The following is a 20,834-nucleotide window of genomic DNA, read 5'->3' as shown; positions in this document are numbered from 1 at the left end:
TCATGAGCTACCAGGTTCTCGCCCGCAAGTGGCGCCCGAAGTCTTTCGCGACGCTGGTCGGGCAGGAGCACGTCGTGCGGGCGCTGACCCACGCGCTCGAGCAGAAGCGACTGCACCACGCCTATCTGTTCACGGGGACGCGCGGGGTCGGCAAGACCACGCTGGCGCGCATTCTCGCCAAGGCGCTCAACTGCGAAGCCGGCATCTCTGCGACTCCCTGCGGCACCTGTTCCTCCTGCCAGGAGATCGACGGCGGACGTTTCGTCGACCTGATCGAGGTCGATGCCGCGACGAACACCAAGGTCGACCAGATGCGCGACCTGCTCGACAACGCGGTGTACGCGCCGACGCGCGGCCGCTTCAAGGTCTTCGTCATCGACGAAGTGCACATGCTGTCGACCTCGGCCTTCAACGCCATGCTGAAGACGCTGGAGGAGCCACCCGAGCATATCAAGTTCATCCTCGCCACCACCGACCCGCAGAAGATCCCGGTGACGGTGCTGAGTCGCTGCCTGCAGTTCAACCTCAAGCAGATGCCGCCAGGCCACATCGTCGAGCATCTGACCCGTATCCTCGAGGCCGAGCAGGTCGCTTTCGAACCGGCCGCGCTGCGCCACATCGCCAAGGCGGCCGCCGGTTCGATGCGCGATGCGCTTTCCCTGCTCGACCAGGCCATCGCGCACGGCGCCGGGCGCATCGAGGAGGCGGCGGTACGCGACATGCTCGGCACCGTCGGCGAGGATTACCTCTACACCATCCTCGATGGCCTCGTCGCCGGTGATTCCCCGGCGATGCTGGCGGTGGCCGACGGCATGGACTCAAGGAGCCTTTCCTTCGATTCGGCGCTGCAAGAGCTGGCGACGTTGTTTCATCGCATCGCCCTTGCCCAGTTCGCGCCTCAGGCGATCATCGACGAGGCCGAGCGCCAGCGCCTGGCGCCCTATGCAGCCGCATTCGACCGCGAGTTCCTGCAGCTTTGTTACCAGATCGCCATTCACGGCCGCGACGACCTGCCGCTGGCCCCCGACGAGTTCGCCGGCTTCACCATGACGCTGCTGCGGCTCGCCGCGTTCCGTCCGGAGATGCCGGCGCTGCTCGGCAGCGCGGCCGCCTCTGCACCGCAGACGGCGCGCACGGCGCCGCCGCGGCCCGCTGCTCCGGTTCAACCCGCTATCCCTGCCACCGCGGCGCCCGCACCGGCTGCGCCCGCGCGCGCCGCGCCGGCAGCCTCCGATTCGGATGATTGGCACGCCATCGCCGATCGTCTGCCGCTGACCGGCATGGCCAGGCAACTGGCGCAGCACTGCGAGCTGGCGGAACTGGCCGAGTCGCAGATCACCCTGCGCCTGCCGCCTGCGCACAAGGGCCTGCTGATGAACAAGGGCCAGCAGGAGAAGTTGCAGGCCGAGTTGCAGAAGCATTTCGGCCGGCCGCTCAGGCTCGATATCGTTCTGGCGGACGTGCAGGGCGAGACGCCGGCGGCCCGGACCGCCAGCGAGAGGCGCGAGCGGCAGGAACGCGCCATCGCGGCGATCGAGCAGGACCCCTTCGTGCGCGAGGTGGTGGACCTGTTCGACGCCAGCATCGACGAATCGACGATCAAACCCGTTTGAAGGAGTAGGCAATGTTCAACAAGGGCGGCATAGCCGGATTGATGAAGCAGGCCCAGCAGATGCAGGCCAACATGGCGAAGGCGCAGGAGGAACTGGCGCTGCTGGAGGTCGAGGGCCAATCCGGCGCCGGCATGGTCAAGGTGGTGATGACCTGCAAGCACGACGTCAAGCGCGTCACCATCGACCCCTCGGTGATGGACGACAAGGAAATGCTCGAGGACCTGATCGCCGCGGCGCTCAACGACGCCAATCGCCGCGCCGAGCAGACCATGCAGGAGAAGATGAGCGGCTTCACCGCCGGCCTCAATCTGCCGCCCGGCATGAAGCTGCCGTTCTAGGGCAGTGACGCTTCCGTCCAGCCTCGACGAGTTGATCGAGGCGCTGCGCTGTCTGCCGGGCGTCGGCCCCAAGTCGGCGCAGCGCATGGCCTACCATCTGCTGCAGCGCGACCGCCGCGGCGCCGATCGCCTCGCGAGTGCGCTCCATCGCGCGCTCGACACGCTGCGGCGCTGCGCGCGCTGCAACACCTTCACCGAGGACGAGGTCTGCGATCGCTGCGCCTCGCCCAAGCGCGATCCTTCGCTGCTTTGCGTAGTCGAGATGCCGGTCGACCTCAACACCATGGAGCAGACCCATGCCTTCAATGGCCTCTACTACGTGCTGCTCGGCCGGCTCAGCCCGCTCGACGGCATCGGCCCGAAGGAACTGGCCTTCGAGCGACTGTTGGCGCGGGCCACCGACGGCGTGGTCAAGGAAGTGATCCTCGCCACCAATTTCACTAACGAGGGCGAGGCCACCGCGCACTACCTATCGGAGATGCTGCATGCCCGCGGCGTCAAGGTCAGCCGCATCGCGCGTGGCCTGCCGGTCGGCGGCGAGATCGAATACACCGACGCGGCGACAGTTGCCCAGGCGCTGATCGAGCGCAGGGATTACTGATTTCGGCGCTGGAGGGGGTTCTGCTCCTCCAACCCGGCACGCGGAAATGGATCGCCCCGGGGCTTGGTGAATCCACCGATGCCGTGGTGGGCGAACCCGGTCATACGCCGGCCGATATCCAAAAAACGCACCAGGATGGTGCATTTCCGGACCTGCAAGTCCATCTCACTCCATTAGCCGAGGCTAATCCGGGCTTTAATTTGCTCGAGCGACTCGCTATAATCGTGTGCTTTGCGGGTTCTTCCCGTCCAATTTTCCCTCATTCCACCTTCAGGAAAATCACCATGAGCTGTGACGAAAAAGTGGATTGCGGCCGGCGCCGACTCATCGTCGCCACTGCCGCAGTCGGCGGCGTGGCGGGTGCGGCGGCGGCAGTGCCGTTCCTGGCGAGCTTCGCCCCTTCCGAGCGGGCCAAGGCCGCCGGCGCGCCGGTCGAAGCCGACATCAGCAAGCTTGCCCCGGGCGAGATGATGACCGTCGAATGGCGCGGCAAGCCCGTCTGGATCATCCGTCGCACCAAGGAAATGCTCGACGGCCTGAAGAAACTCGATGCCAAGCTGGCCGATCCCAAGTCGAACAAGCCGATGCAGCCCGAGTACGCCAAGAACGAGTACCGCTCGATCAAGCCGGAATACCTCGTCGCCGTCGGCATCTGCACCCACCTCGGCTGCTCGCCTTCCGAGAAGTTCAATCCGGCGACCGCGGTGGAACCTGACTGGCAGGGTGGTTTTCTCTGCCCCTGCCACGGCTCCACCTTTGACCTCGCCGGCCGCGTCTATACCGGCAAGCCGGCGCCGGACAACCTCGAAATTCCGCCGCACAAGTATCTGAGCGACGCCAAGATCGTCATCGGCGACGACAGCAAGGGAGCCTAAGGCATGGGTGCCAGCAACTACGAAAAATTCAAGACCGACGGCTCGCTCGCCGGCAACGTGCTGGAGTGGGTCGATGCCCGCTTCCCGCTGACCGCCAGCTGGAAGGCCCACCTGTCGGAATACTACGCGCCGAAGAACTTCAACTTCTGGTACTTCTTCGGCTCCCTGGCGCTGCTGGTGCTGGTGCTGCAGATCGTCACCGGCATCTTCCTGACCATGCACTACAAGCCGGACGCCTCGCTCAACGCCTCGGGCGTGCCGGTGGCCTTCGCCGCCGTCGAGTACATCATGCGCGACGTGCCCTGGGGCTGGCTGATCCGCTACATGCACTCGACCGGGGCCTCGGCCTTCTTCATCGTCGTGTACTTGCACATGTACCGCGGCCTGATCTACGGTTCCTACCGCAAGCCGCGCGAGCTGATCTGGGTCTTCGGCGTGCTGATCTTCCTGGCGCTGATGGCCGAGGCCTTCATGGGCTACCTGCTGCCCTGGGGCCAGATGTCCTACTGGGGCGCGCAGGTGATCGTCAACCTGTTCGGCGCCATCCCGCTGATCGGCGAGCCGCTCTCCATCTGGATCCGCGGCGACTTCGTGGTCGGCGACGCGACGCTCAACCGCTTCTTCTCCTTCCACGTCATCGCCGTGCCCTTCGTGCTGGTCGGCCTCGTCGCCGCCCACATCCTGGCGCTGCACGAAGTCGGTTCCAACAACCCGGACGGCGTCGAGATCAAGAAGAAGAAGGACGAGAAGGGCATCCCGCTCGACGGCATTCCCTTCCACCCGTACTACACGGTGAAGGACATCGTCGGCGTCGTGGTCTTCCTCGCCGTGTTCTCGATCATCCTCTTCTTCATGCCCGAAGGCGGCGGCTACTTCCTCGAGTACAACAACTTCATCCCGGCCGACCCGCTGGTGACGCCGCCGCACATCGCGCCGGTGTGGTACTTCACGCCGTACTACTCGCTGCTGCGTGCGATCACTTATCCGCTGTTCGGCATCGACGCCAAGTTCTGGGGCGTGGTGGCGATGGGCGCGGGCGTGGTGATCTTCGCTTTCCTGCCCTGGCTCGACCGCAGCCCGTCGAAGTCGATCCGCTACCGCGGCCCGATCTTCAAGGGCTTCCTCGCGGTCTGGCTGGTCTGTTTCTTCATCCTCGGCTACCTCGGCGTTCTGGCGCCGACGCCGGGCCGGACGCTGGTGTCGCAGATCTGCACCTTCATCTACTTCGCCTTCTTCCTGCTGATGCCGATCTATACCAAGCTGGACAAGTGCCAGCCCGAACCGGATAGGGTGACCTTCAAATGAAAAAGCTGTTCCTCGCTCTGCTGTGCGCCCCGCTGCTGGCCTTCGCCAGCGGCGCCGAACTGCACCTCGACAAGGCGCCGGACAAGGCCAACGATCTGCCCGCACTGCAGCGCGGCGCCAAGATCTTCGTCAATTACTGCCTGAACTGCCACTCGGCTTCCTACCTGCGCTACAACCGCCTGCAGGACATCGGCCTGACCGAAGAGCAGATCCGCGGCAGCCTGCTGTTTACCGCCGACAAGGTGGGCGAGTCGATGACCATCGCGATGCAGCGCGCCGACGGCAAGGCCTGGTTCGGTGCGCCGCCGCCCGACCTGACCGTGATCGCCCGTGCCCGCTCCTCCGAGTTCGGCTCCGGCGCCGACTGGCTCTACACCTACCTGCGCGGCTTCTATCGCGACGAGTCCCGCCCGACCGGCTGGAACAACGTCGTTTTCGCCAACGTCGGCATGCCCCACGTGCTGTGGGAACTGCAGGGCGAGCAGGTGCTGGGCGCCGACCACAAGCTGCAGCTGGCCAAGCCCGGCAAGTTGAAGCCTGCGGAATATGACGCCGCCGTCGCCGACCTGGTCGCCTACCTCAATTGGATGGGTGAGCCGATGGCCGAGTTCCGCAAGAACCTCGGCGTCATCGTGCTGATCGCCCTGGCCGTCCTTTTCGTGTTCGCCTATGCACTCAAGCGCGAATACTGGAAAGACATTCATTAACCCGTGTCGAACCGGATGCAATCTATGGGGCATCGTGATATGAATCCGCCACCCGTGCGCAAAGTGGTGCGTGATGCCGACTATTCCTGGGGTACGAGTACCATGATGAACCTGTACTCGGGCACCACGTGCCCGTTCAGCCATCGCTGCCGCATCGTCCTGTACGAGAAGCAGATGGACTTCCAGGTGATCGACGTCGACCTGTTCAACAAACCGGAAGATATCGCGGTCATCAACCCCTACAACCGCGTGCCGGTGCTGGTGGATCGCGACCTCGTGCTGTATGAGGCCAACATCATCAACGAGTACATCGACGAGCGCTTCCCGCATCCGCAGCTGATGCCGCCGGATCCGCAGACGCGCGCCAAGGCGCGGCAACTGCTCTATACCATGGAGCACGAGCTGTTCAGCCATATCGACCCGCTGGAGAAGAACCTCAAGTCGGCCGACAAGGCGCGCGCCCACGTGCGCGACCGCCTGACCGAACTGTCGCCGGTGTTCAACAAGCAGAAGTTCATGCTCGGCGACGACTTCTCCATGCTCGACGTGGCCATCGCGCCGCTGCTTTGGCGCCTCGGCCACTATGGCATCGAGTTGCCCAAGGTGGCCGCGCCGCTGGCCAAGTACGCCGAGCGCATCTTCTCGCGCCAGGGTTTCATCGACGCGCTGACGCCTTCCGAGAAGGTCATGCGCCGCTGATGTATCGTGCCGCGGCGCTGGCGCCGTAGCGCCAGCGCCGACTTTCCCACGCATGGTTACGACCAAACCCTACCTGATCCGCGCCATCTACGAGTGGTGCGCCGACCAGGGTTACACCCCCTATCTCGCCGTCGCCGTCGATGCGCGCACCCGCGTGCCCCGCGAGTACGTCAAGGACGGCCAGATTGTCCTCAACGTCGCGGCCGATGCGACCGGGCAGCTGCAGATGGGCAACGAGGAAATCACCTTCCAGGCACGCTTCAACGGCGTCGCCTTCCCCGTGAGTGTGCCGGTCGCGGCCGTCGCCGCGATCTATGCCCGCGAGAATGGCCAGGGCATGGCCTTCGAGGCGGGCGAAGGGCTCTTGATCGAGGCGAGCGAAGAAGGTGACGGCGATGTGCCTGTCGCGGCCGAGGACGGCGCCGCGGCGGAACCGCCCGCGGCCCCACCCGCGGGCAGGCCGCACCTGACCCGCATCAAGTAGCGCTACTTGCTCTCCAGCACCCAGATGCCGTCCCAGGCGCCATCGGGTGAGGTGGGCGGATTCTGCTTCAGGTAGTCGCAGCGCTCGACATAGAGCCTGGCCGCCTTGTCCTTTTCGTTGAGCGCCAGGACTTCCTTGAACTCGGCGGCGGCATCGTTCCACTTCTGTTGGCGGTACTTGACCAGGCCGGCCTTGAAGTGGCGCAGGGCGTCGATCATGTTGGGGTAGGACTCCTCGCCGTGATAGTCGAGGATTTCGTAGATCGCCACCGGCTGCGTCTTGCCCTTGACCACCACCAGGTCCAGCTCGCGGCTGAAATAGGTGCCCTTGAGCGCCTTGTAGGTGAACTCGCTGACCAGGATGTGGGTGCCGTACTGCTTGCAGGCCGACTCGAGGCGGGCGGCGAGGTTCACGCCGTCGCCGATGATGGTGTAGTCCATGCGCTTCTTCGAACCGATGTTGCCGGACACGACGGTATCGGTGTTGAGGCCGATGCCGATGTCCACCGGCAGCTTGCCCTCGGCGACGCGGCCGTGGTTCCAGCGCGTCAGCTCGCGCATCATGGCGATGGCGGCGCGCACCGAGCGGTCGGCATCGTCGTCGTGGCCGACGGGAATGCCGAAGGCCGCCATGATGGCGTCGCCGATGAACTTGTCGAGCATGCCTTCCTCGCGCTGGATGCAGTCGACCATCAGCGTGAAGTATTCGTTGAGCAGCGCCACCGTGCCCTGGGCGCCAAGCTGCTCGGTGATGGTGGTGAAGCTGCGCACGTCCGAGAACAGGATCGTCGCCTTCACGCTCTGCCCGCCCAGCGCCTCGGCGCCGCTGGCCAGCATCTTGTCGGCGATGCCCGGGTCCATGTAGCGCGACATGGTCGACTTGAGGCGCTTCTCGTTGGAGATGTCCTCGATCATCAGCATCGAGCCGAGACGCTTCTTCTCCATCGACAGCAGCGGCAGCACGGTGAGGTTGGTCGACAGCCTGTCCTCGCCGACGACCAGTTCGCCATCCACCACGAGTTCCACGGCCTGCGTCTCGGCGACGCGCTTGAGTTTCTCCAGCACCCAGGCATTGGCGCCGGCGAAGAACTCGGCCGACGGCTTGTTGAGGATCTGCGCCGGCTGCACGCGCAGGATGCGCTGGCCGGCGGCATTGCAGGTGACGATCTTCTCGGCTTCGTCGAGCGTGATGACGCCGTTGGACATCGACTCGAGCATGGACTCGTTGTAGTTCTTCATCGCCTGGACGTCGGCGAAGAGCTTGGCGTTCTCGAGCGCGATGGAAATCTGCGCCGTGAAGGCGCGCAGGCGCGATTCGTCCTCGCTGGTGAAGGGGCCGCCGCGCTTGTTGAGCACCTGCGTCACGCCGATAACCTTGCCGTGCTTGTTGATGATGGGAACGCAGAGGATGGAGCGGGTGAAGAAGCCGGTCTGCCTGTCGAAGGCCGGGTTGAAGCGCAGGTCGGCGTAGGCGTAGGGGATGTTGATGGCCTTGGCCTGGGTGAATACCGCGCCGGCGATGCCGACGTGGTTCGGCAGGCGGATCTGCACCGACTCCAGGCCCTGGCCGACCTCCGACCAGAGCTGGTTGGTCTTCTCGTCGTTGAGGAACAGCGTCGAGCGCTCGGCGTTGAGCAGGCGCGTCGCCTCGCCCATCACCTTCTGCAGCAGCGAGCCGAGCTTGATGTCGGCGGTGACCTCGGAGACGACGTCGATGAATTCCATTTCCTGGCGACGGATCGCCTGCATGCGCTCGATGAACTGGGCCGATTGCAGCGCCAGCGTGCCCTGGCTGGTCATGGCCTCGAGCAGGTGCAGGTCCTGCTTGGTGAACTTGCCGCTCTTCTTGTTCAGCGTTTGCGCCACGCCGATGATCTCGCCCTTGACGGTCTTGATCGGCACGCAGAGGATGTTGTGGGTGGTGAAGCCGGTCTGCTCGTCGATGCTGCGGTTGAAGCGGGCGTCGGCATAGGCATCGTGGATGATCAGTGCTTCGCCCGCGGTATAGACGTAACCGGCGACGCCGCTGGTGTTGAGGATGCGGATCTCGCGCTGGATGTTGCCCTGGGCGACGCGCGAATAGAGTTCGTTGGTGTCGGGGTCGTTGAGGAAGAGCGAGCCGCGCTCGGCGTTGAGCTCGCTGGTCGTCATCTCGACCAGCGCCTTGAGCACCTCGTCCAGGGTTTCGTAGCCGGCCATGCGGCGCGTGACCTCGAGCAGCAGCTCGAGGTGGCGCAGCCGGCGGCGCTGTTCCGTGCCGCTGCCGTCGGGCCTGTCGGCGGGGGTCTTCTTGCGCGGTGGCGTGGCGGATTGGTCCATGGCGGCGGGTCAGTGACTAAGGGAGGAGGATTGCTGCGACGATTCAAGGGCATCGCGCAGGGTACGAATCGTCGCGCGCAGTTCCTCGGTCTGGTTGGCGAAAAAGGTGTGCTCCTGGTGCACGGCGTTCTTCTTGTCGATCTGCGCCAGTTCGAGCGCCTCGCGCAGCGTGGCCGCGGTGGCATGCAGCTGGACGATCTCGCCCTGGGCGGCCGCGATGGCATTGCGCACCTCGACCTCCTTCTCCGTACGCAGCTTTTCCAGCTCGTCGCGCAGCGTCCCGGCGGTGGCCTTGAGCTGCAGCATCTCCTGGTGGGCGTTGGCGCGCTCCTGTTGCACGGCTTGCGCGTGCTCCTGTTGCGCCCGCTCCAGGGCATCGCGGAGGGTGGCCGCGGTGGCCTTGAGCTGGGCGATCTCCTGGGCCGCGGTCAGGCGTTCCTGCTGCAAGGCATTTTCGCGTTCGGCGTGGCTGCGCTCGAGTTCATCGCGCAGCGAGGTGACGGTGGTCCTGAGCTGCGCTACTTCGGTCGCGCTGGCCATGGCGGCGCGCAGTGTCGCGTCGTGGATTTCGGCGTGGGCCTTCTCAAGCTCGCCGCGCAGGTTGATGGCGGTACGCTTCAGGTCGCGCAACTCGGCCTGCACCAGCTCGAGCTCGTTCACTCCATCCTGGTCTTCGGAACCGGACAAGTGCATCTCCCTGTCAATTATTGCCCTGACGACGTTGTGACTTTACCAGACTCGGTGACATGGACGTGGCCTTGGCGGCCCCGTTCGGCCTAGGGCAATGCGTCGCCGAGATGACGCTCGGCCTCGCCGGCGCTGTCGTAGATGTGCGGCGGCACCTGGCTGCGCGACAGCGCCTCGCCCAGTTTCATGCGCAGGAAGGTGCTCGAGGTGTAGCGCGTCACGTCGTGGTAATGGCGGTCGACGATGCCCTTGACCATGGCGATGTATTCGTCGACCAGTTCCGGCGCGATGCTGAAGCGGTCGTAGTTCACGATGGCGTAGACCTTGTGGCCAACCGGTACGAGGCGGGAATCGACGGCCTGGCGGATGTGCTCGATGTCGTCGCGGCTGCGGATGGAGAGCCCCTCGAAATTGACGAAGAAGACGTTCTTCGCCGCGTCGTAGGCCAGTCGCTCGGCCAGCGGCATCTCCAGCATGCCGGCGCGGATGCCCATCGGCTCGTCGGTGAAGATGCGGCCGTCCATGAGCGTGGGCTCGCCGCGCATGATCGGCGTGAACTCCATACGTTCGAGGATGTCGCGCCGCAGGTCGATGCCGGGGGCGATCTCGATCAGTTCCAGCCCCTCGGGGATGAGGCGGAAGACGCAGCGCTCGGTGATGTAGAGCACCGGCTTGTTGCGGCGCACGGCCTCGGCACCGCTGAAGGTGCGGTGCTCGACCTCGTTCACGAACTTGACGCCGCGGCCTTCATCGACGATGCGCAGGCGGCCGCCGGCAATCGCGACTTCCAGGTTGCCCGTGGTGAAGGTGCCGACGAACACCACCTTCTTGGCGTTCTGCGAGATGTTGATGAAGCCGCCGGCGCCGGCCAGACGCGGGCCGAACTTGGAGACGTTGAGATTGCCTTCGCGGTCGGCCTGGGCCAGGCCGAGAAAGGCGAGATCGAGTCCGCCGCCGTCGTAGAAGTCGAACTGGCTCGGCTGGTCGATGATGGCCTGGGTGTTGGTCGCCGCACCGAAATCGAGGCCGCCGGCGGGGATGCCGCCGACCACGCCGGGCTCGGCCGTCATCGTCAGCAGATCGATGATGTGCTCCTCGGCGGCCACCGCGGCGATGCCCTCGGGCATGCCGATGCCGAGATTGACCACGGCGTTGGCGCGCAGCTCGAGCGCGGCACGGCGGGCGATGATCTTGCGCTCGCTCATCGCCATCGGTGCGATCGCCGACATCGGCACGCGGATCTCCCCTGAAAAGGCCGGGTTGTACTGCTCGCGGAAGGTCTGCATGTGGTACTCGGGCTTCTCGGCCACGACCACGCAATCGACCAGCATGCCGGGGACTTTGACCTGGCGCGAATTAAGGGTGTTGCGCTCGGCGACGCGCTCGACCTGGACGATGACGATGCCGCCGGAGTTTTTCGCCGCCATCGCCGCCGCCTGCGACTCCAGCGTCAGCGCCTCCTTCTCCATGGTGATGTTGCCGTCGGGATCGGCCGTGGTGCCGCGGATCAGCGCGACGTGGATGGGAAAGGCCTTGTAGAACAGGTATTCCTCGCCGTCGATCTCCATGACGCGTACCAGATCGGCGGTGGTCCTCTCGTTGAGCTTGCCGCCACCGAAGCGCGGATCGACGAAGGTGCCCAGGCCGACGCGGGTCAGGGTGCCGGGCTTTCCGGCGGCGATGTCGCGGAACAGGTGGGAGATCACGCCCTGCGGCAGGTTCCACGCCTCGATGCGGTTCGACACCGCGAGCTGCTGCAGCTTGGGCACCAGGCCCCAGTGGCCGCCGATGACGCGCGCCACCAGGCCGTCATGGCCGAAGTGGTTGAGGCCGCGCTCCTTGCCGTCGCCCTGGCCGGCGGCATAGACGAGGGTCAGGTCGCGCGGGTGGCCGATGCCATGCTCGTCCTGTTCCCGGCTCTCGAGGAAACGCTGTTCCAGCGCGACCGCGAGGTTCTCGGCGAAGCCGATTCCGACGAAGCCGCAGGTGGCGACGGTGTCGCCGTCGCGGATAAGGCGCACGGCGTCGCGGGCGGAAACGACCTTGCCGCTGTCGGCGGCGCGTAGCGCGTTGGCGGGATGGTCGGGCATGGTGCACAGTCTCCGGTGGAGGAAAACTGGCGCCCAAGTCAGGAATCGAACCTGAGACCTACCGCTTAGGAGGCGGTCGCTCTATCCACTGAGCTACGAGGGCGCGAGGCCCGGATTCTAGCGCCCTTCTCGGGCCGTCATGGCACGGCGCGATTGACGAGCACGGGGATTTGCAAGATGCTTCCGGTCGAGAAGTGCCGGGGTGCCATGAACGACAGTCGTGCCGACGAACAGGGCGGTCAGAACCCGACCGCGTTGCGGCCACGCCGGGGGTGGGCGTGGTTGCTGCTGCTCGTCGCGAGCCTGGCCGCGGCGGCGATCTTTGCCGGGTACGGCCAGCCTGAACTGTTGCTCGAGGCCGTGAATCTGCGCTATTGCGGTTGATTGCGGGCGCCATTCACGCGGCCGTTCAGGTAAATGGGTTCTTGCCATAAGTCCATGATCCGGCGTAAAATCGCCGGCTTTCCCTTGCCCTACCCGTTGCGCATGCGGGAGGGCTCCGAGCCACTGACCCAAAAGGAGATTGCATGCGACATTACGAAGTGGTTTTCATCGTCCATCCGGACCAGTCCGAGCAGGTGCCGGCGATGATCGAGCGTTACAAGACGCTGGTCACCGCGCGCTCCGGCGCCATCCACCGCCTCGAGGACTGGGGCCGTCGCCAGCTGGCCTACCCGATCCAGAAGGTGCACAAGGCCCATTACGTGCTGATGAACATCGAGTGCGACAACGAGACGCTGGCCGAGCTCGAGAACGCCTTCAAGTTCAACGACGCCGTGCTGCGCCATCTGACCGTCAAGATGAGCAAGCCCGTGACCACGCCCTCGCCGATGATGAAGGAAGAGAAGTCGAGGTCGCTGACCGCACCGGCGCAGCCCCAGGCCGAGGCGCAGCCCCAGGCCGAGGTGCCCGCGGCCGCGTGAGCGGCACCGGCGCGGCGGCCAACCTGACGCGGCTGTCGGGAAGGCTGCTCGAACGCGGCGTCCTGCGCTACACCCCGGCCGGCGTTCCGGCCATCGACTTCCGCCTCGGGCACGAATCCGAGCAGGTCGAGGCGGGAAATCCCCGCAAGGTCGAGTGCGAGATGAGCTGCGTGGCGCTGGGAACCGTGGCGACTGCGCTTTCGCAGTGGAGTTCGGGCAGCGAGCTTGACGTGAGCGGATTCCTCGCCGCGAAGAGCCTCAAAAACCGCTGCCCCGTGCTGCATGTGATTACGATCGAATTTGTTGAAGGAAACGAAAATGGCTTTCAAACCGAAGAGCAAGACCGGCGTCAAGAAAAAGGATGACAAGGGCCGCGGCCTGTTCAAGCGCCGCAAGTTCTGCCGCTTCAGCGCGGAGAAGATCGAGGAGATCGACTACAAGGACGTCGACATCCTCAAGGACTTCATCACCGAGAACGGCAAGATCATGCCGGCGCGCATCACCGGCACCAAGTCCGGCTATCAGCGCCAGCTGTCCACGGCCATCAAGCGCGCCCGCTTCCTGGCGCTGATGCCCTACACCGACCTGCACGAATAAGAGGAGACCGCCATGCAAGTGATTCTGATGGAAAAAGTGGTCAACCTCGGCGGCCTCGGCGACATCGTCAAGGTCAAGGACGGCTACGCCCGCAACTTCCTGATCCCGCAGGGCAAGGCCAAGCGCGCGACGGAAGAGAACAAGAAGGTGTTCGAGGCGCGCCGCGCCGAGCTGGAGAAGGCCCAGGCCGAGATTCTCGCCGCCGCCCAGGCGCAGGTCGCCAAGCTCGAGGGCGTGTCGGTGCAGGTCGCCCGCAAGGCCGGCGTCGATGGTCGCCTGTTCGGCTCTGTCGGCAATGCCGACATCGCCGACGCGCTCAAGGCCCAGGGCATCGAGATCGAGAAATCGATGGTGCGCCTGCCCGAAGGTCCGTTCAAGCAGGTCGGCGACAACCAGGTCGAGATCGCGCTGCACCACGACGTGGTCGCGACCATCACCGTCTCGGTGGTCGGCGAGCAGTAATCCCGCCCGCTGGCAGGAAAGCAAGGGCCGCCGGCGGTGACGCCGGCGGCCCTTGCTTTTTGCACGGTTATTCAGTGGCTTGGCGATATCCACCGGCTGTCCACAAGCGCTGCACAGCTTATCCACTGCTTATCCCGGGGATTTCCACAGGCTTGTTCTATCGCGTCCGGGCCGCGGTATCGGTAGACTGGCGGCTTCCTCAAGGAGTCGAATGTTCATGGCCCAGGCGCGCGCCTTCATCAATTCCCCGGTCCCGCAGGATCCCCAGGTCGCGGCGCTCAAGCTGCCGCCGCATTCGGTCGAGGCCGAGCAGTCGCTGATCGGCGGCCTGCTGCTCGACAACAGCGCCTGGGACCGCATCGGCGATCTCGTCGCCGATTCCGACTTCTACCGCGACGACCATCGCCGCATCTTCCGCCACATCTCGCGCCTGATCGAGGTCGGCCGCCCGGCCGACGTGGTCACCGTGTTCGAGGCCATCGAGAAATCCAACGAGGTCGAGCAGACCGGCGGCATCGCCTACCTCGGCGAGATCGCCAACAACACGCCGTCGGCCGCCAACATCCGCCGCTACGCCGAGATCGTCCACGAGCGCGCCGTGCTGCGCAAGCTGGTCACCGTCGGTGACGAGATCGCCGCCAGCGCCCTCAATCCGGCCGGGCGCGACGCCAAGATCCTGCTCGACGAAGCCGAGGCCAAGGTCTTCGAGATCGCCGAGGCCGGCGCCAAGTCGATCCAGGGCTTCCGCGACGTCACCGGCCTGCTTGGCGAGGTGGTGGAAAAGATCCAGGAACTCTACGACCGCGAGAATCCGTCCGACGTCACCGGCGTGCCGACCGGCTTCGTCGATCTCGACAAGTTGACTTCGGGTCTGCAGGGCGGCGACATGATCGTCATCGCCGGTCGCCCGTCGATGGGCAAGACCGCGTTCGCGCTCAACATCGCCGAGCATGTCGGCGTCGAACTGCGCCTGCCGGTGGCGATCTTCTCGCTGGAAATGTCGGGGCCGCAGATCGCCATGCGCATGCTCTCCTCGATCGGCCGCATCGACCAGCAGCGCATCCGCAACGGCAAGCTCACCGACGAAGAGTGGGACAAGATGACCGGCGCGCTGGGCAAGCTGCACGATGCGCCGATCGAGATCGACGAGACCGGTGCCATCAACGCCACCGACCTGCGCGCCCGCGCCCGGCGCCTGGCGCGCAAATATGGCGGCAAGCTGGGCCTGATCGTCATCGACTACCTGCAGCTGATGACCTCGGTGAAGGACAACGAGAACCGCGCCACCGAGATCTCGGAGATCTCGCGCTCGATCAAGGCGCTGGCCAAGGAACTGAACGTGCCGATCCTCGCGTTGTCGCAGCTCTCGCGCAAGGTCGAGGAGCGCAACGAGAAGCGCCCGCTGATGAGCGACCTGCGCGAATCCGGCGCCATCGAGCAGGATGCCGACATCATCATGATGATGTACCGCGAGGAATACTACAAGCCGGACACCCAGGACAAGGGCATCGCCGAGGTGGGCATCGGCAAGCATCGCAACGGCCCGACCGGAACCGTCAAGCTCACCTTCCTCGGCGAATACACCAAGTTCGAAAACTTTGCTTCCGGCTCGTATTGAGCCGGAAGCAAAGTTTTGGCGCAGGCTAACTTCGCGCAGCGAACGTTAAGCCGCGAAGCGGCGGCCGAAGCCAAAACACTTGACGGCTCGTATTGAGCCGGAAGCAAAGTTTCAGCGCAGGCTAACTTCGCGCAGCGAACGTTAAGCCGCGAGGCGGCGGCCGTAGCTAGAATTTCTCCGCCGGCAATTACTGATCAGAGCACCTCGGCCGCGTGATCGGCCAGGCGCGAGCGCTCGCCGCGCTGCAGCGTGACGTGGCCCGAGTGCGGCCAGCCCTTGAAACGATCCACCACGTAGGTCAGGCCCGACGAGCCCTCGGTCAGGTAGGGGGTGTCGATCTGCGCGATGTTGCCGAGGCACACCACCTTGGTGCCGGGGCCGGCGCGGGTGATCAGCGTCTTCATCTGTTTGGGCGTGAGGTTCTGCGCCTCGTCGATGATGAGGAACTTGTTGATGAAGGTGCGCCCGCGCATGAAGTTGAGCGACTTGACCTTGACCCGGCTGCGGATCAGGTCCATCGTCGCCTGTCGCCCCCAGTCGCCGCCGTAGTTGCCGGAGAAGCTGCCGCCGGGCGAGTGCGCCGACTTGTCGCCCTTGTCGCCGGCGGTCTCGGCCGGCTTGTTGAGGACATCGAGGTTGTCTTCGATCGCGCCCATCCACGGCGTCATCTTCTCCTCCTCGGTGCCAGGCAGGAAGCCGATGTCCTCACCCACCGGCACGGTGACGCGGGTGACGATGATCTCGGAATAGCGCTTGGTCTCGAGCGTCTGCGTCAATGCCGAAGCCAGCGTCAGCAGCGTCTTGCCGGTGCCGGCCTGGCCGAGCAGGGTGATGAAGTCGATCTCCGGGTCCATCAGCAGGTTGAGGGCGAAGTTCTGCTCGCGGTTGCGGGCCATGATGCCCCAGACGGCGTTCTTCTGGTGGCTGTAGTCGGTCAGCGTCGAGATGACGGCGCTCTTGCCGGCCCCTTCGCGCACGATGGCGTGGAAGGGTTTGTCGGTCTTGGGGCCGGCTTCGAGATAGACGAATTCGTTGACCAGCATGTCGCGGCAGAGCGGGCCGTTGACCTTGTACAGCGTGCGGCCGTCCTGCTTCCAGGACTTCATGTCCTGGCCGTGGCTGTCCCAGAAATCCGGCGGCAGTTCCTGCGTGCCCGAGAACAGCAGGTCGGTGTCCTCGAGCACCTTGTCGTTGAAGTAGTCCTGCGATTCGAGGCCCAGCGCGCGGGCCTTGATGCGCATGTTGATGTCCTTCGACACGAGGATGACCGGGCGCTTGGGAAAGCGCTCCTGCAGGTTCATCATCACGCCGAGGATCTGGTTGTCGCCCTTGGTGGTCGGCAGCGACGACGGGATGTGGCCGTTCATCGCCTCGGTCTGCAGGAAGAGGCGGCCCGAGGCGAGCTCGCGCGAGGGGCCGTAGAGGGGGATGCCTTCCTTGATCTGGGGCTCGGAGGCGGAGACGATCTCGTCGAGCGAGCGGCTGGCCTGGCGGGCGTTGCGCGCGACTTCCGACATGCCCTTCTTGTGGGCATCGAGCTCCTCGAGGGTCATCATCGGCACGAAGATGTCGTGCTCCTCGAAGCGGTAGAGGCTCGTCGGATCGTGCATCAGCACGTTGGTGTCGAGCACGAAGAGCTTGGTGGTGGCCGACTTGCTGGCGCGTTTGGCGTTCATGGAGATCCTTGGCGGAGGGGACGAGGAAAACGATGCCATGCCGGCGTCGCTCGCGGGCATGGAAGAGGGTTGGGATTTGGCTCTTCTTCGCGGATTTGTCATCAAAGTGCCTGCACGGCCGCCAGCACTTCGGCGGCATGGCCGTCGGCCTTGACCCCGCGCCATTCCCGGGCCAGCCGCCCCTCCTTGTCGATCAGGAAGGTTGAGCGCTGGATTCCCATGACCTGCTTGCCGTACATGTTCTTCATCCTGATGACGTCGAACATGCGGCAGGCCGCTTCGTCGGCATCGACCAGCAGGTCGAAGGGCAGGCACTGCCTGGTCCTGAAGTTCTCGTGCGAGCGCAGCGAGTCGCGCGAGATGCCGAACACGGCGCAGCCGAGGCGGGCGAATTCGTCGTGGAGGTCGCGGAACTGCTGGGCCTCGACGGTGCAGCCGGGCGTGCTGTCCTTGGGATAGAAATACAGCACGACGGGGCGACCGCGGTGGTCGGAAAGGCGGAAGCCGCCGCCGGTGGCGGGCAGGCTGAAGTCGGGGACGGCCAGGCCGAGGGCCGATGGCGTATTGCTCATTGCGAATTCTCCGGAGAGGACTTTTTGGATAGTAGCAGCGACAGCGCGCCGACGGCACCCTGCACCGCGGCGAAGATGCCGTAGAGCAGCGCGGCGGCGACGGCCAGTTCGGTCGAGGCGCCGAAATGGCCGAGGGTGACTGCGGCGGCGGCCTCGCGCGTGCCCCAGCCGCCGACGCTGACCGGCAGCGCGGCGAGGACGAACACCGGTCCGGCGACGATGACGTACAGCCACAGCGGCAGGTCGAGGCCGACGGCCCGGCCGGCGAGCGCGAAGGCGAGGATGGAAAAACCCTGCACCCCCGCCGACCAGGCGAATTGCGCCACGAGATGGCGCAGCGGGGCGGGGCGGTCATGCAGGGCCACCAGCGCGCGCTCAAGCGGTCCCGGCAGATGCACATGCCAGGCGCGGCTGGCCAGCCAGGCGAAAGTCGGCGCTGCCAGCACGGCGAGTGCCAGGGCCAGGGTAAGCAGCGGCGGCAGCGGCAGCAGCGCGGGCGGCAGCAGGCCGGCCATTTGCGCGCCGGCCGTCGCGGCCAGCGAGAGCACCACGAGAACCCACAGCCCGCTCATGCGGTCGAGCGCGACGCTGGCGGCGCTCGCCGCCAGCGGATGGCCGAGGCGCTGCAGCTGCAGCGTGCGCAGGGCGTCGCCCCCGAGGGTAGCGCCTGGCAGCACGGTATTGGCGGCGATGCCGCGAAAGTAGGCGGCGAGCAGCGCGCTGCGCGGCGCGGTCAGCCCCAGCCAGGCGGCCAGCGCGTGCCAGCGCAGCGCGCTGGTGAGGCTCGCGGCGATGGAGGAGAGCAGGGCGGCGGCGAGCCAGGCCGGGCTGGCGTTGGCGAAGGCGGCGACGATGCGCGCCGGTCCGGCGAAGTAGAGCACCAGGGCGAGCAGGCCGATGCTGGCAAGCCCGCGAAGCAGGGTTTTCGTCACAGTTCTGGCGGTTCCCGCAGCCGGTACTGGTCGCGTCCTTCAGGCTCGTGATAGATGCGGATGAGAATTTCGCCGAGCAGGCCGATGGCGATCAATTGCACGCCCATCAACGCCAGCATGATGCCGAGCAGCAGCAGCGGCCGGCCGCCGATCGACTCGCCGAGCAGCTTGAGCACGCCGAGGTAGCCGAGGATGCCCGCGCCCGGCACCAGCATCCACAGGCCGACGCCGCCGAAGGCGTGCAGCGGGCGGTGCAGGTAGCGCAGCATGAACTTCATCAGCAGCAGGTCGAGAAGCACGCGGAAGGTGCGGTCGATGCCGTACTTGGACTGGCCGCGCGTGCGCGCGTGGTGGCGCACCGGCACTTCCATGATCTTCGCCCCGGCCTCGAAGGCCAGCACCGGCACGAAGCGGTGCAGCTCGCCGTAGAGGCGGATGCGCTTCACCAGTTCGCTGCGGTAGGCCTTGAGCGCGCAGCCGTAGTCGTGCAGCGATACGCCGGTGGCCCAGGAGATCAGGCGGTTGGCGAGCATCGAGGGCAGCTTGCGCGACAGCGCCTTGTCCTGCCGGTCCTTGCGCCAGCCCGAGATCATGCTGATGTCGCTGCGTGACTCGAGCGTGCGGATCAGGTCGGGAATGTCCAGCGGGTCGTTCTGCAGGTCGCCGTCAAGCGTCACCGTGTAGCGGCCGCCGACGGCGTCGAAGCCGGCCTGCAGCGCCGCAGTTTGGCCGTAGTTGCGCATCAGGTAGCGCGGCTTGAGCCACGGTGTCTTTGCCGCGAGCCCAGCCAGCACCCTCGCCGAATCGTCGCGCGAGCCGTCGTCGACGCAGATCAGCTCGAAGGAAAAGCCGGAAGGCTGCATCGCCTCACCGACGCGGGCGACGAGTTCGGGCAGGTTGTCTTCCTCGTTGTAGACGGGGATGACGATGGAGACGTCGCAGGTCGAGGCTTGGGTCGGCGATTGGGTCATGTTGTTTCGATCAGGTATTCGGGGTGAAGCTTGGCGGGGCAACGTCAATGCACAGCGGCGCTGCGCGGTTGCATCGCGCAGCGGCCCCTGGAACGAATTGTTTGGGCAATCGGGGGGCAATCGGGCGGGGGGCAATCGGGGACAGACCACGAATATCCGAAGTCGATTGTCGCCGTCCCGCCAGCGCCGACATTTTGGGAAGGATGCGATTCGGCAGTGTCATGGCTGGGATTTTCGGGGACGGATCATAGGCGGTGAGGTGGGGCAGCCTCTGAGTTTGCTACGTCGCGGTCTCTTCGAGTTTTAGCGGCTCGATCTTGGCGACGATCTTTTTCAGCGCCTTTTCTGACGCGGCCAAATCATATTGTGCCTGAATGTGCAGCCACGACTCGGCGCTGCCACCCAGCGCCGCAGCGAGGCGCACCGCCATGTCGGCGCTGACGCCGTTCCTGCCGTTGAGTACGTTAGAGAGCGTAACGCGGGTAACGCCGATGCGCCTGGCAAAATCGGTCACCGTGATGCCTGTGCCAGTGAAGACGCCGTCCCGCAGGACTTCGCCCGGATGGGGTGGGTTGTACATGCGCGTCATCTGAAATTCTCCTAATGGTAGTCCCGGTAATCCACCAGCACGGCGTCCTCGCCTTCAAAGGAAAACGTGAGGCGCCAGTTGCCGTTGACCCACACCGACCAGTGTCCCGTGGTCAGCACATGCAGCCGCCAGCCCGGCATGGCCATGTCGTCCGGCGATTTTGCGCCATCGAGTTTGGCCAGTTGCAGGCGCAGGCGAGTCGCATGAGCCGGCTGGATACCTGCCTTGCTGCCGGTCCGGAAATATTGCTCCAGTCCCTTGTGCCTGAAGGTGCGGATCATCGCGCCAGTGTAAATAGCCTATTGACAGTAGTCAACCTGGCGGTGGTGTCGATCCAATCCTGCCGGTCAGTGCGCGATACACCCGCTCGAAACGCGCATTCTCGACGATGCCGTAATCCCCGGGGGCATATTGCAGCAGCCAGTCGTTCGCCTGACCACGCAGCAGGTCGCCGCCGGCGCGGCGGGCGATGGTGAAGGGTTCGGGCATCTGCCGGGCGAGGACGGGGATCGGCCGCGCCTGGTAGCGCCCGACGTCGCCGTGCCCGAGCGGCGGCACGGCTTGGTACTTCTCGTCGAAGCGGCCGCGCGAAACGCTCCAGCGGTCCCCCGTTGATCCTGTGATCAGGGCGTCGCCGGCCAGGTAGCGGTTGGGGCCTTCGCGGCTGATGAGTTCGCCGTCGTGGGTCGCGAAGACGACATCGACCAGCTCGTGCTTTACGTAGCGGTGCGCGGCGGGGTCGGTGGAAAGGTCGATGTCGGCGAGTTCGAGCATGGC

The 20,834-nt window shown here is 65.4% G+C and carries 25 protein-coding genes and 1 tRNA gene; 14 read left to right on the top strand and 12 right to left on the bottom strand.

Annotated features, from left to right (window positions below):
- The first annotated feature begins 2 nt into the window (after positions 1-2).
- From dnaX to recR, 3 genes are read left to right on the top strand one after another with little or no spacing between them, the layout of a single operon-like run.
- Positions 3-1,613 (top strand): DNA polymerase III subunit gamma/tau, encoded by a 1,611-nt coding sequence (gene dnaX, locus EJE94_RS12715; protein WP_121242053.1) that lies wholly within the window; start codon positions 3-5, stop codon positions 1,611-1,613.
- An 11-nt stretch (positions 1,614-1,624) separates the two neighbouring features.
- Positions 1,625-1,951, top strand: a complete 327-nt coding sequence (locus EJE94_RS12710; protein ID WP_121242051.1) for a YbaB/EbfC family nucleoid-associated protein — start codon at positions 1,625-1,627, stop codon at positions 1,949-1,951.
- A gap of 4 nt (positions 1,952-1,955) precedes the next feature.
- Complete coding sequence (gene recR / locus EJE94_RS12705) at positions 1,956-2,552, top strand: recombination mediator RecR (protein WP_121242049.1); 597 nt, start codon at positions 1,956-1,958, stop codon at positions 2,550-2,552.
- On the opposite strand, the gene EJE94_RS14675 is transcribed toward recR, so the two are convergent.
- Positions 2,546-2,716 (bottom strand): hypothetical protein, encoded by a 171-nt coding sequence (locus EJE94_RS14675; RefSeq protein WP_165904838.1) that lies wholly within the window; start codon positions 2,714-2,716, stop codon positions 2,546-2,548. The genes recR and EJE94_RS14675 overlap by 7 nt on opposite strands.
- Before the next feature lie 120 nt (positions 2,717-2,836).
- Here EJE94_RS14675 and petA point away from each other — a divergent pair, with 120 nt between their 5' ends.
- The 5 genes from petA to EJE94_RS12680 all read left to right on the top strand — a co-directional run bounded on the left by petA (position 2,837) and on the right by EJE94_RS12680 (position 6,622).
- A complete protein-coding gene (gene petA / locus EJE94_RS12700) occupies positions 2,837-3,427 on the top strand; it encodes a ubiquinol-cytochrome c reductase iron-sulfur subunit (RefSeq protein WP_121242047.1) in 591 nt (196 codons plus the stop codon).
- A 3-nt stretch (positions 3,428-3,430) separates the two neighbouring features.
- The gene (locus EJE94_RS12695; protein WP_121242045.1) at positions 3,431-4,732 is read left to right on the top strand and encodes a cytochrome b; all 1,302 of its coding nucleotides are present in this window, start codon (positions 3,431-3,433) and stop codon (positions 4,730-4,732) included.
- Positions 4,729-5,439: a cytochrome c1 gene (locus EJE94_RS12690; protein WP_121242043.1), complete on the top strand. Its 711-nt coding sequence runs from the start codon at positions 4,729-4,731 to the stop codon at positions 5,437-5,439. Before EJE94_RS12695 ends, EJE94_RS12690 begins: the two co-directional genes overlap by 4 nt.
- Positions 5,440-5,541: 102 nt before the next feature.
- Positions 5,542-6,138, top strand: a complete 597-nt coding sequence (locus EJE94_RS12685; RefSeq protein ID WP_121242252.1) for a glutathione S-transferase N-terminal domain-containing protein — start codon at positions 5,542-5,544, stop codon at positions 6,136-6,138.
- Positions 6,139-6,190: 52 nt separating this feature from the next.
- Positions 6,191-6,622, top strand: a complete 432-nt coding sequence (locus EJE94_RS12680; RefSeq protein ID WP_121242041.1) for a ClpXP protease specificity-enhancing factor — start codon at positions 6,191-6,193, stop codon at positions 6,620-6,622.
- A 2-nt stretch (positions 6,623-6,624) separates the two neighbouring features.
- On the opposite strand, the gene EJE94_RS12675 is transcribed toward EJE94_RS12680, so the two are convergent.
- The 4 genes from EJE94_RS12675 to EJE94_RS12660 all read right to left on the bottom strand — a co-directional run bounded on the left by EJE94_RS12675 (position 6,625) and on the right by EJE94_RS12660 (position 11,820).
- The gene (locus EJE94_RS12675; protein WP_121242039.1) at positions 6,625-8,940 is read right to left on the bottom strand and encodes a GAF domain-containing protein; all 2,316 of its coding nucleotides are present in this window, start codon (positions 8,938-8,940) and stop codon (positions 6,625-6,627) included.
- Between the two features lie 9 nt (positions 8,941-8,949).
- Positions 8,950-9,627: a coiled-coil domain-containing protein gene (locus tag EJE94_RS12670; RefSeq protein ID WP_124962461.1), complete on the bottom strand. Its 678-nt coding sequence runs from the start codon at positions 9,625-9,627 to the stop codon at positions 8,950-8,952.
- A gap of 89 nt (positions 9,628-9,716) precedes the next feature.
- Positions 9,717-11,717, bottom strand: a complete 2,001-nt coding sequence (locus EJE94_RS12665) for an acyl CoA:acetate/3-ketoacid CoA transferase (RefSeq protein ID WP_121242035.1) — start codon at positions 11,715-11,717, stop codon at positions 9,717-9,719.
- Positions 11,718-11,744: 27 nt separating this feature from the next.
- Positions 11,745-11,820: transfer RNA gene (locus EJE94_RS12660), tRNA-Arg, on the bottom strand.
- A gap of 104 nt (positions 11,821-11,924) precedes the next feature.
- Between EJE94_RS12660 and EJE94_RS14670 the strand changes: the two genes are divergently transcribed.
- The 6 genes from EJE94_RS14670 to dnaB all read left to right on the top strand — a co-directional run bounded on the left by EJE94_RS14670 (position 11,925) and on the right by dnaB (position 15,317).
- Complete coding sequence (locus tag EJE94_RS14670; protein WP_165904837.1) at positions 11,925-12,101, top strand: hypothetical protein; 177 nt, start codon at positions 11,925-11,927, stop codon at positions 12,099-12,101.
- A gap of 143 nt (positions 12,102-12,244) precedes the next feature.
- Complete coding sequence (gene rpsF / locus EJE94_RS12655) at positions 12,245-12,640, top strand: 30S ribosomal protein S6 (RefSeq protein WP_121242032.1); 396 nt, start codon at positions 12,245-12,247, stop codon at positions 12,638-12,640.
- Positions 12,637-13,005 carry a primosomal replication protein N gene (gene priB / locus EJE94_RS12650; protein ID WP_243642610.1) on the top strand — a complete coding sequence of 123 codons (369 nt, stop codon included), beginning with the start codon at positions 12,637-12,639 and terminating at the stop codon, positions 13,003-13,005. Before rpsF ends, priB begins: the two co-directional genes overlap by 4 nt.
- Complete coding sequence (gene rpsR / locus EJE94_RS12645) at positions 12,959-13,237, top strand: 30S ribosomal protein S18 (protein WP_121242030.1); 279 nt, start codon at positions 12,959-12,961, stop codon at positions 13,235-13,237. The genes priB and rpsR overlap by 47 nt, the downstream gene beginning before the upstream one ends.
- A 12-nt stretch (positions 13,238-13,249) precedes the next feature.
- Positions 13,250-13,699: a 50S ribosomal protein L9 gene (gene rplI, locus EJE94_RS12640; RefSeq protein WP_121242028.1), complete on the top strand. Its 450-nt coding sequence runs from the start codon at positions 13,250-13,252 to the stop codon at positions 13,697-13,699.
- A 217-nt stretch (positions 13,700-13,916) separates the two neighbouring features.
- Positions 13,917-15,317, top strand: coding sequence for a replicative DNA helicase (gene dnaB, locus EJE94_RS12635; RefSeq protein WP_165904836.1), 1,401 nt, complete (start codon positions 13,917-13,919; stop codon positions 15,315-15,317).
- Between the two features lie 194 nt (positions 15,318-15,511).
- Here the strand turns inward: dnaB and EJE94_RS12630 are convergent, their stop codons facing one another.
- From EJE94_RS12630 to EJE94_RS12600, 7 genes are all read right to left on the bottom strand, one after another.
- Positions 15,512-16,993 (bottom strand): PhoH family protein, encoded by a 1,482-nt coding sequence (locus EJE94_RS12630; RefSeq protein WP_207855968.1) that lies wholly within the window; start codon positions 16,991-16,993, stop codon positions 15,512-15,514.
- A 101-nt stretch (positions 16,994-17,094) separates the two neighbouring features.
- A complete protein-coding gene (locus tag EJE94_RS12625; RefSeq protein WP_121242022.1) occupies positions 17,095-17,565 on the bottom strand; it encodes a peroxiredoxin in 471 nt (156 codons plus the stop codon).
- Positions 17,562-18,497 carry a lysylphosphatidylglycerol synthase transmembrane domain-containing protein gene (locus tag EJE94_RS12620; protein ID WP_121242020.1) on the bottom strand — a complete coding sequence of 312 codons (936 nt, stop codon included), beginning with the start codon at positions 18,495-18,497 and terminating at the stop codon, positions 17,562-17,564. The genes EJE94_RS12625 and EJE94_RS12620 overlap by 4 nt, the downstream gene beginning before the upstream one ends.
- The gene (locus tag EJE94_RS12615) at positions 18,494-19,468 is read right to left on the bottom strand and encodes a glycosyltransferase family 2 protein (protein WP_121242018.1); all 975 of its coding nucleotides are present in this window, start codon (positions 19,466-19,468) and stop codon (positions 18,494-18,496) included. Before EJE94_RS12615 ends, EJE94_RS12620 begins: the two co-directional genes overlap by 4 nt.
- A gap of 280 nt (positions 19,469-19,748) precedes the next feature.
- Complete coding sequence (locus tag EJE94_RS12610; protein WP_121242016.1) at positions 19,749-20,057, bottom strand: HigA family addiction module antitoxin; 309 nt, start codon at positions 20,055-20,057, stop codon at positions 19,749-19,751.
- Positions 20,058-20,068: 11 nt separating this feature from the next.
- The gene (locus tag EJE94_RS12605; protein ID WP_121242014.1) at positions 20,069-20,338 is read right to left on the bottom strand and encodes a type II toxin-antitoxin system RelE/ParE family toxin; all 270 of its coding nucleotides are present in this window, start codon (positions 20,336-20,338) and stop codon (positions 20,069-20,071) included.
- A 31-nt stretch (positions 20,339-20,369) separates the two neighbouring features.
- Entirely contained in the window at positions 20,370-20,831 is a 462-nt protein-coding gene (locus EJE94_RS12600; RefSeq protein WP_121242012.1) for a PGDYG domain-containing protein, read from the bottom strand.
- Positions 20,832-20,834 lie beyond the last annotated feature (3 nt).

Origin of the sequence: Sulfurisoma sediminicola (genome assembly GCF_003865015.1) — a bacterium.
Taxonomy (GTDB): Bacteria; Pseudomonadota; Gammaproteobacteria; order Burkholderiales; family Rhodocyclaceae; genus Sulfurisoma; species Sulfurisoma sediminicola.
This window is presented reverse-complemented; position numbering and strand designations above follow the sequence as displayed.

Excerpts from the sequence above, each read along its gene's own strand:
- dnaX (WP_121242053.1), top strand. The coding sequence starts at position 3 with ATGAGCTACCAGGTTCTCGCCCGCAAGTGGCGCCCGAAGTCTTTCGCG.
- EJE94_RS12710 (WP_121242051.1), top strand. The coding sequence starts at position 1,625 with ATGTTCAACAAGGGCGGCATAGCCGGATTGATGAAGCAGGCCCAGCAG.
- EJE94_RS14675 (WP_165904838.1), bottom strand. The coding sequence starts at position 2,716 with ATGGACTTGCAGGTCCGGAAATGCACCATCCTGGTGCGTTTTTTGGAT.
- petA (WP_121242047.1), top strand. The coding sequence starts at position 2,837 with ATGAGCTGTGACGAAAAAGTGGATTGCGGCCGGCGCCGACTCATCGTC.
- EJE94_RS12695 (WP_121242045.1), top strand. The coding sequence starts at position 3,431 with ATGGGTGCCAGCAACTACGAAAAATTCAAGACCGACGGCTCGCTCGCC.
- EJE94_RS12690 (WP_121242043.1), top strand. The coding sequence starts at position 4,729 with ATGAAAAAGCTGTTCCTCGCTCTGCTGTGCGCCCCGCTGCTGGCCTTC.
- EJE94_RS12685 (WP_121242252.1), top strand. The coding sequence starts at position 5,542 with ATGATGAACCTGTACTCGGGCACCACGTGCCCGTTCAGCCATCGCTGC.
- EJE94_RS12680 (WP_121242041.1), top strand. The coding sequence starts at position 6,191 with ATGGTTACGACCAAACCCTACCTGATCCGCGCCATCTACGAGTGGTGC.
- EJE94_RS12675 (WP_121242039.1), bottom strand. The coding sequence starts at position 8,940 with ATGGACCAATCCGCCACGCCACCGCGCAAGAAGACCCCCGCCGACAGG.
- EJE94_RS12665 (WP_121242035.1), bottom strand. The coding sequence starts at position 11,717 with ATGCCCGACCATCCCGCCAACGCGCTACGCGCCGCCGACAGCGGCAAG.
- EJE94_RS14670 (WP_165904837.1), top strand. The coding sequence starts at position 11,925 with ATGAACGACAGTCGTGCCGACGAACAGGGCGGTCAGAACCCGACCGCG.
- rpsF (WP_121242032.1), top strand. The coding sequence starts at position 12,245 with ATGCGACATTACGAAGTGGTTTTCATCGTCCATCCGGACCAGTCCGAG.
- rpsR (WP_121242030.1), top strand. The coding sequence starts at position 12,959 with ATGGCTTTCAAACCGAAGAGCAAGACCGGCGTCAAGAAAAAGGATGAC.
- rplI (WP_121242028.1), top strand. The coding sequence starts at position 13,250 with ATGCAAGTGATTCTGATGGAAAAAGTGGTCAACCTCGGCGGCCTCGGC.
- dnaB (WP_165904836.1), top strand. The coding sequence starts at position 13,917 with ATGGCCCAGGCGCGCGCCTTCATCAATTCCCCGGTCCCGCAGGATCCC.
- EJE94_RS12630 (WP_207855968.1), bottom strand. The coding sequence starts at position 16,993 with ATGAACGCCAAACGCGCCAGCAAGTCGGCCACCACCAAGCTCTTCGTG.
- EJE94_RS12625 (WP_121242022.1), bottom strand. The coding sequence starts at position 17,565 with ATGAGCAATACGCCATCGGCCCTCGGCCTGGCCGTCCCCGACTTCAGC.
- EJE94_RS12615 (WP_121242018.1), bottom strand. The coding sequence starts at position 19,468 with ATGACCCAATCGCCGACCCAAGCCTCGACCTGCGACGTCTCCATCGTC.
- EJE94_RS12610 (WP_121242016.1), bottom strand. The coding sequence starts at position 20,057 with ATGACGCGCATGTACAACCCACCCCATCCGGGCGAAGTCCTGCGGGAC.
- EJE94_RS12605 (WP_121242014.1), bottom strand. The coding sequence starts at position 20,338 with ATGATCCGCACCTTCAGGCACAAGGGACTGGAGCAATATTTCCGGACC.
- EJE94_RS12600 (WP_121242012.1), bottom strand. The coding sequence starts at position 20,831 with ATGCTCGAACTCGCCGACATCGACCTTTCCACCGACCCCGCCGCGCAC.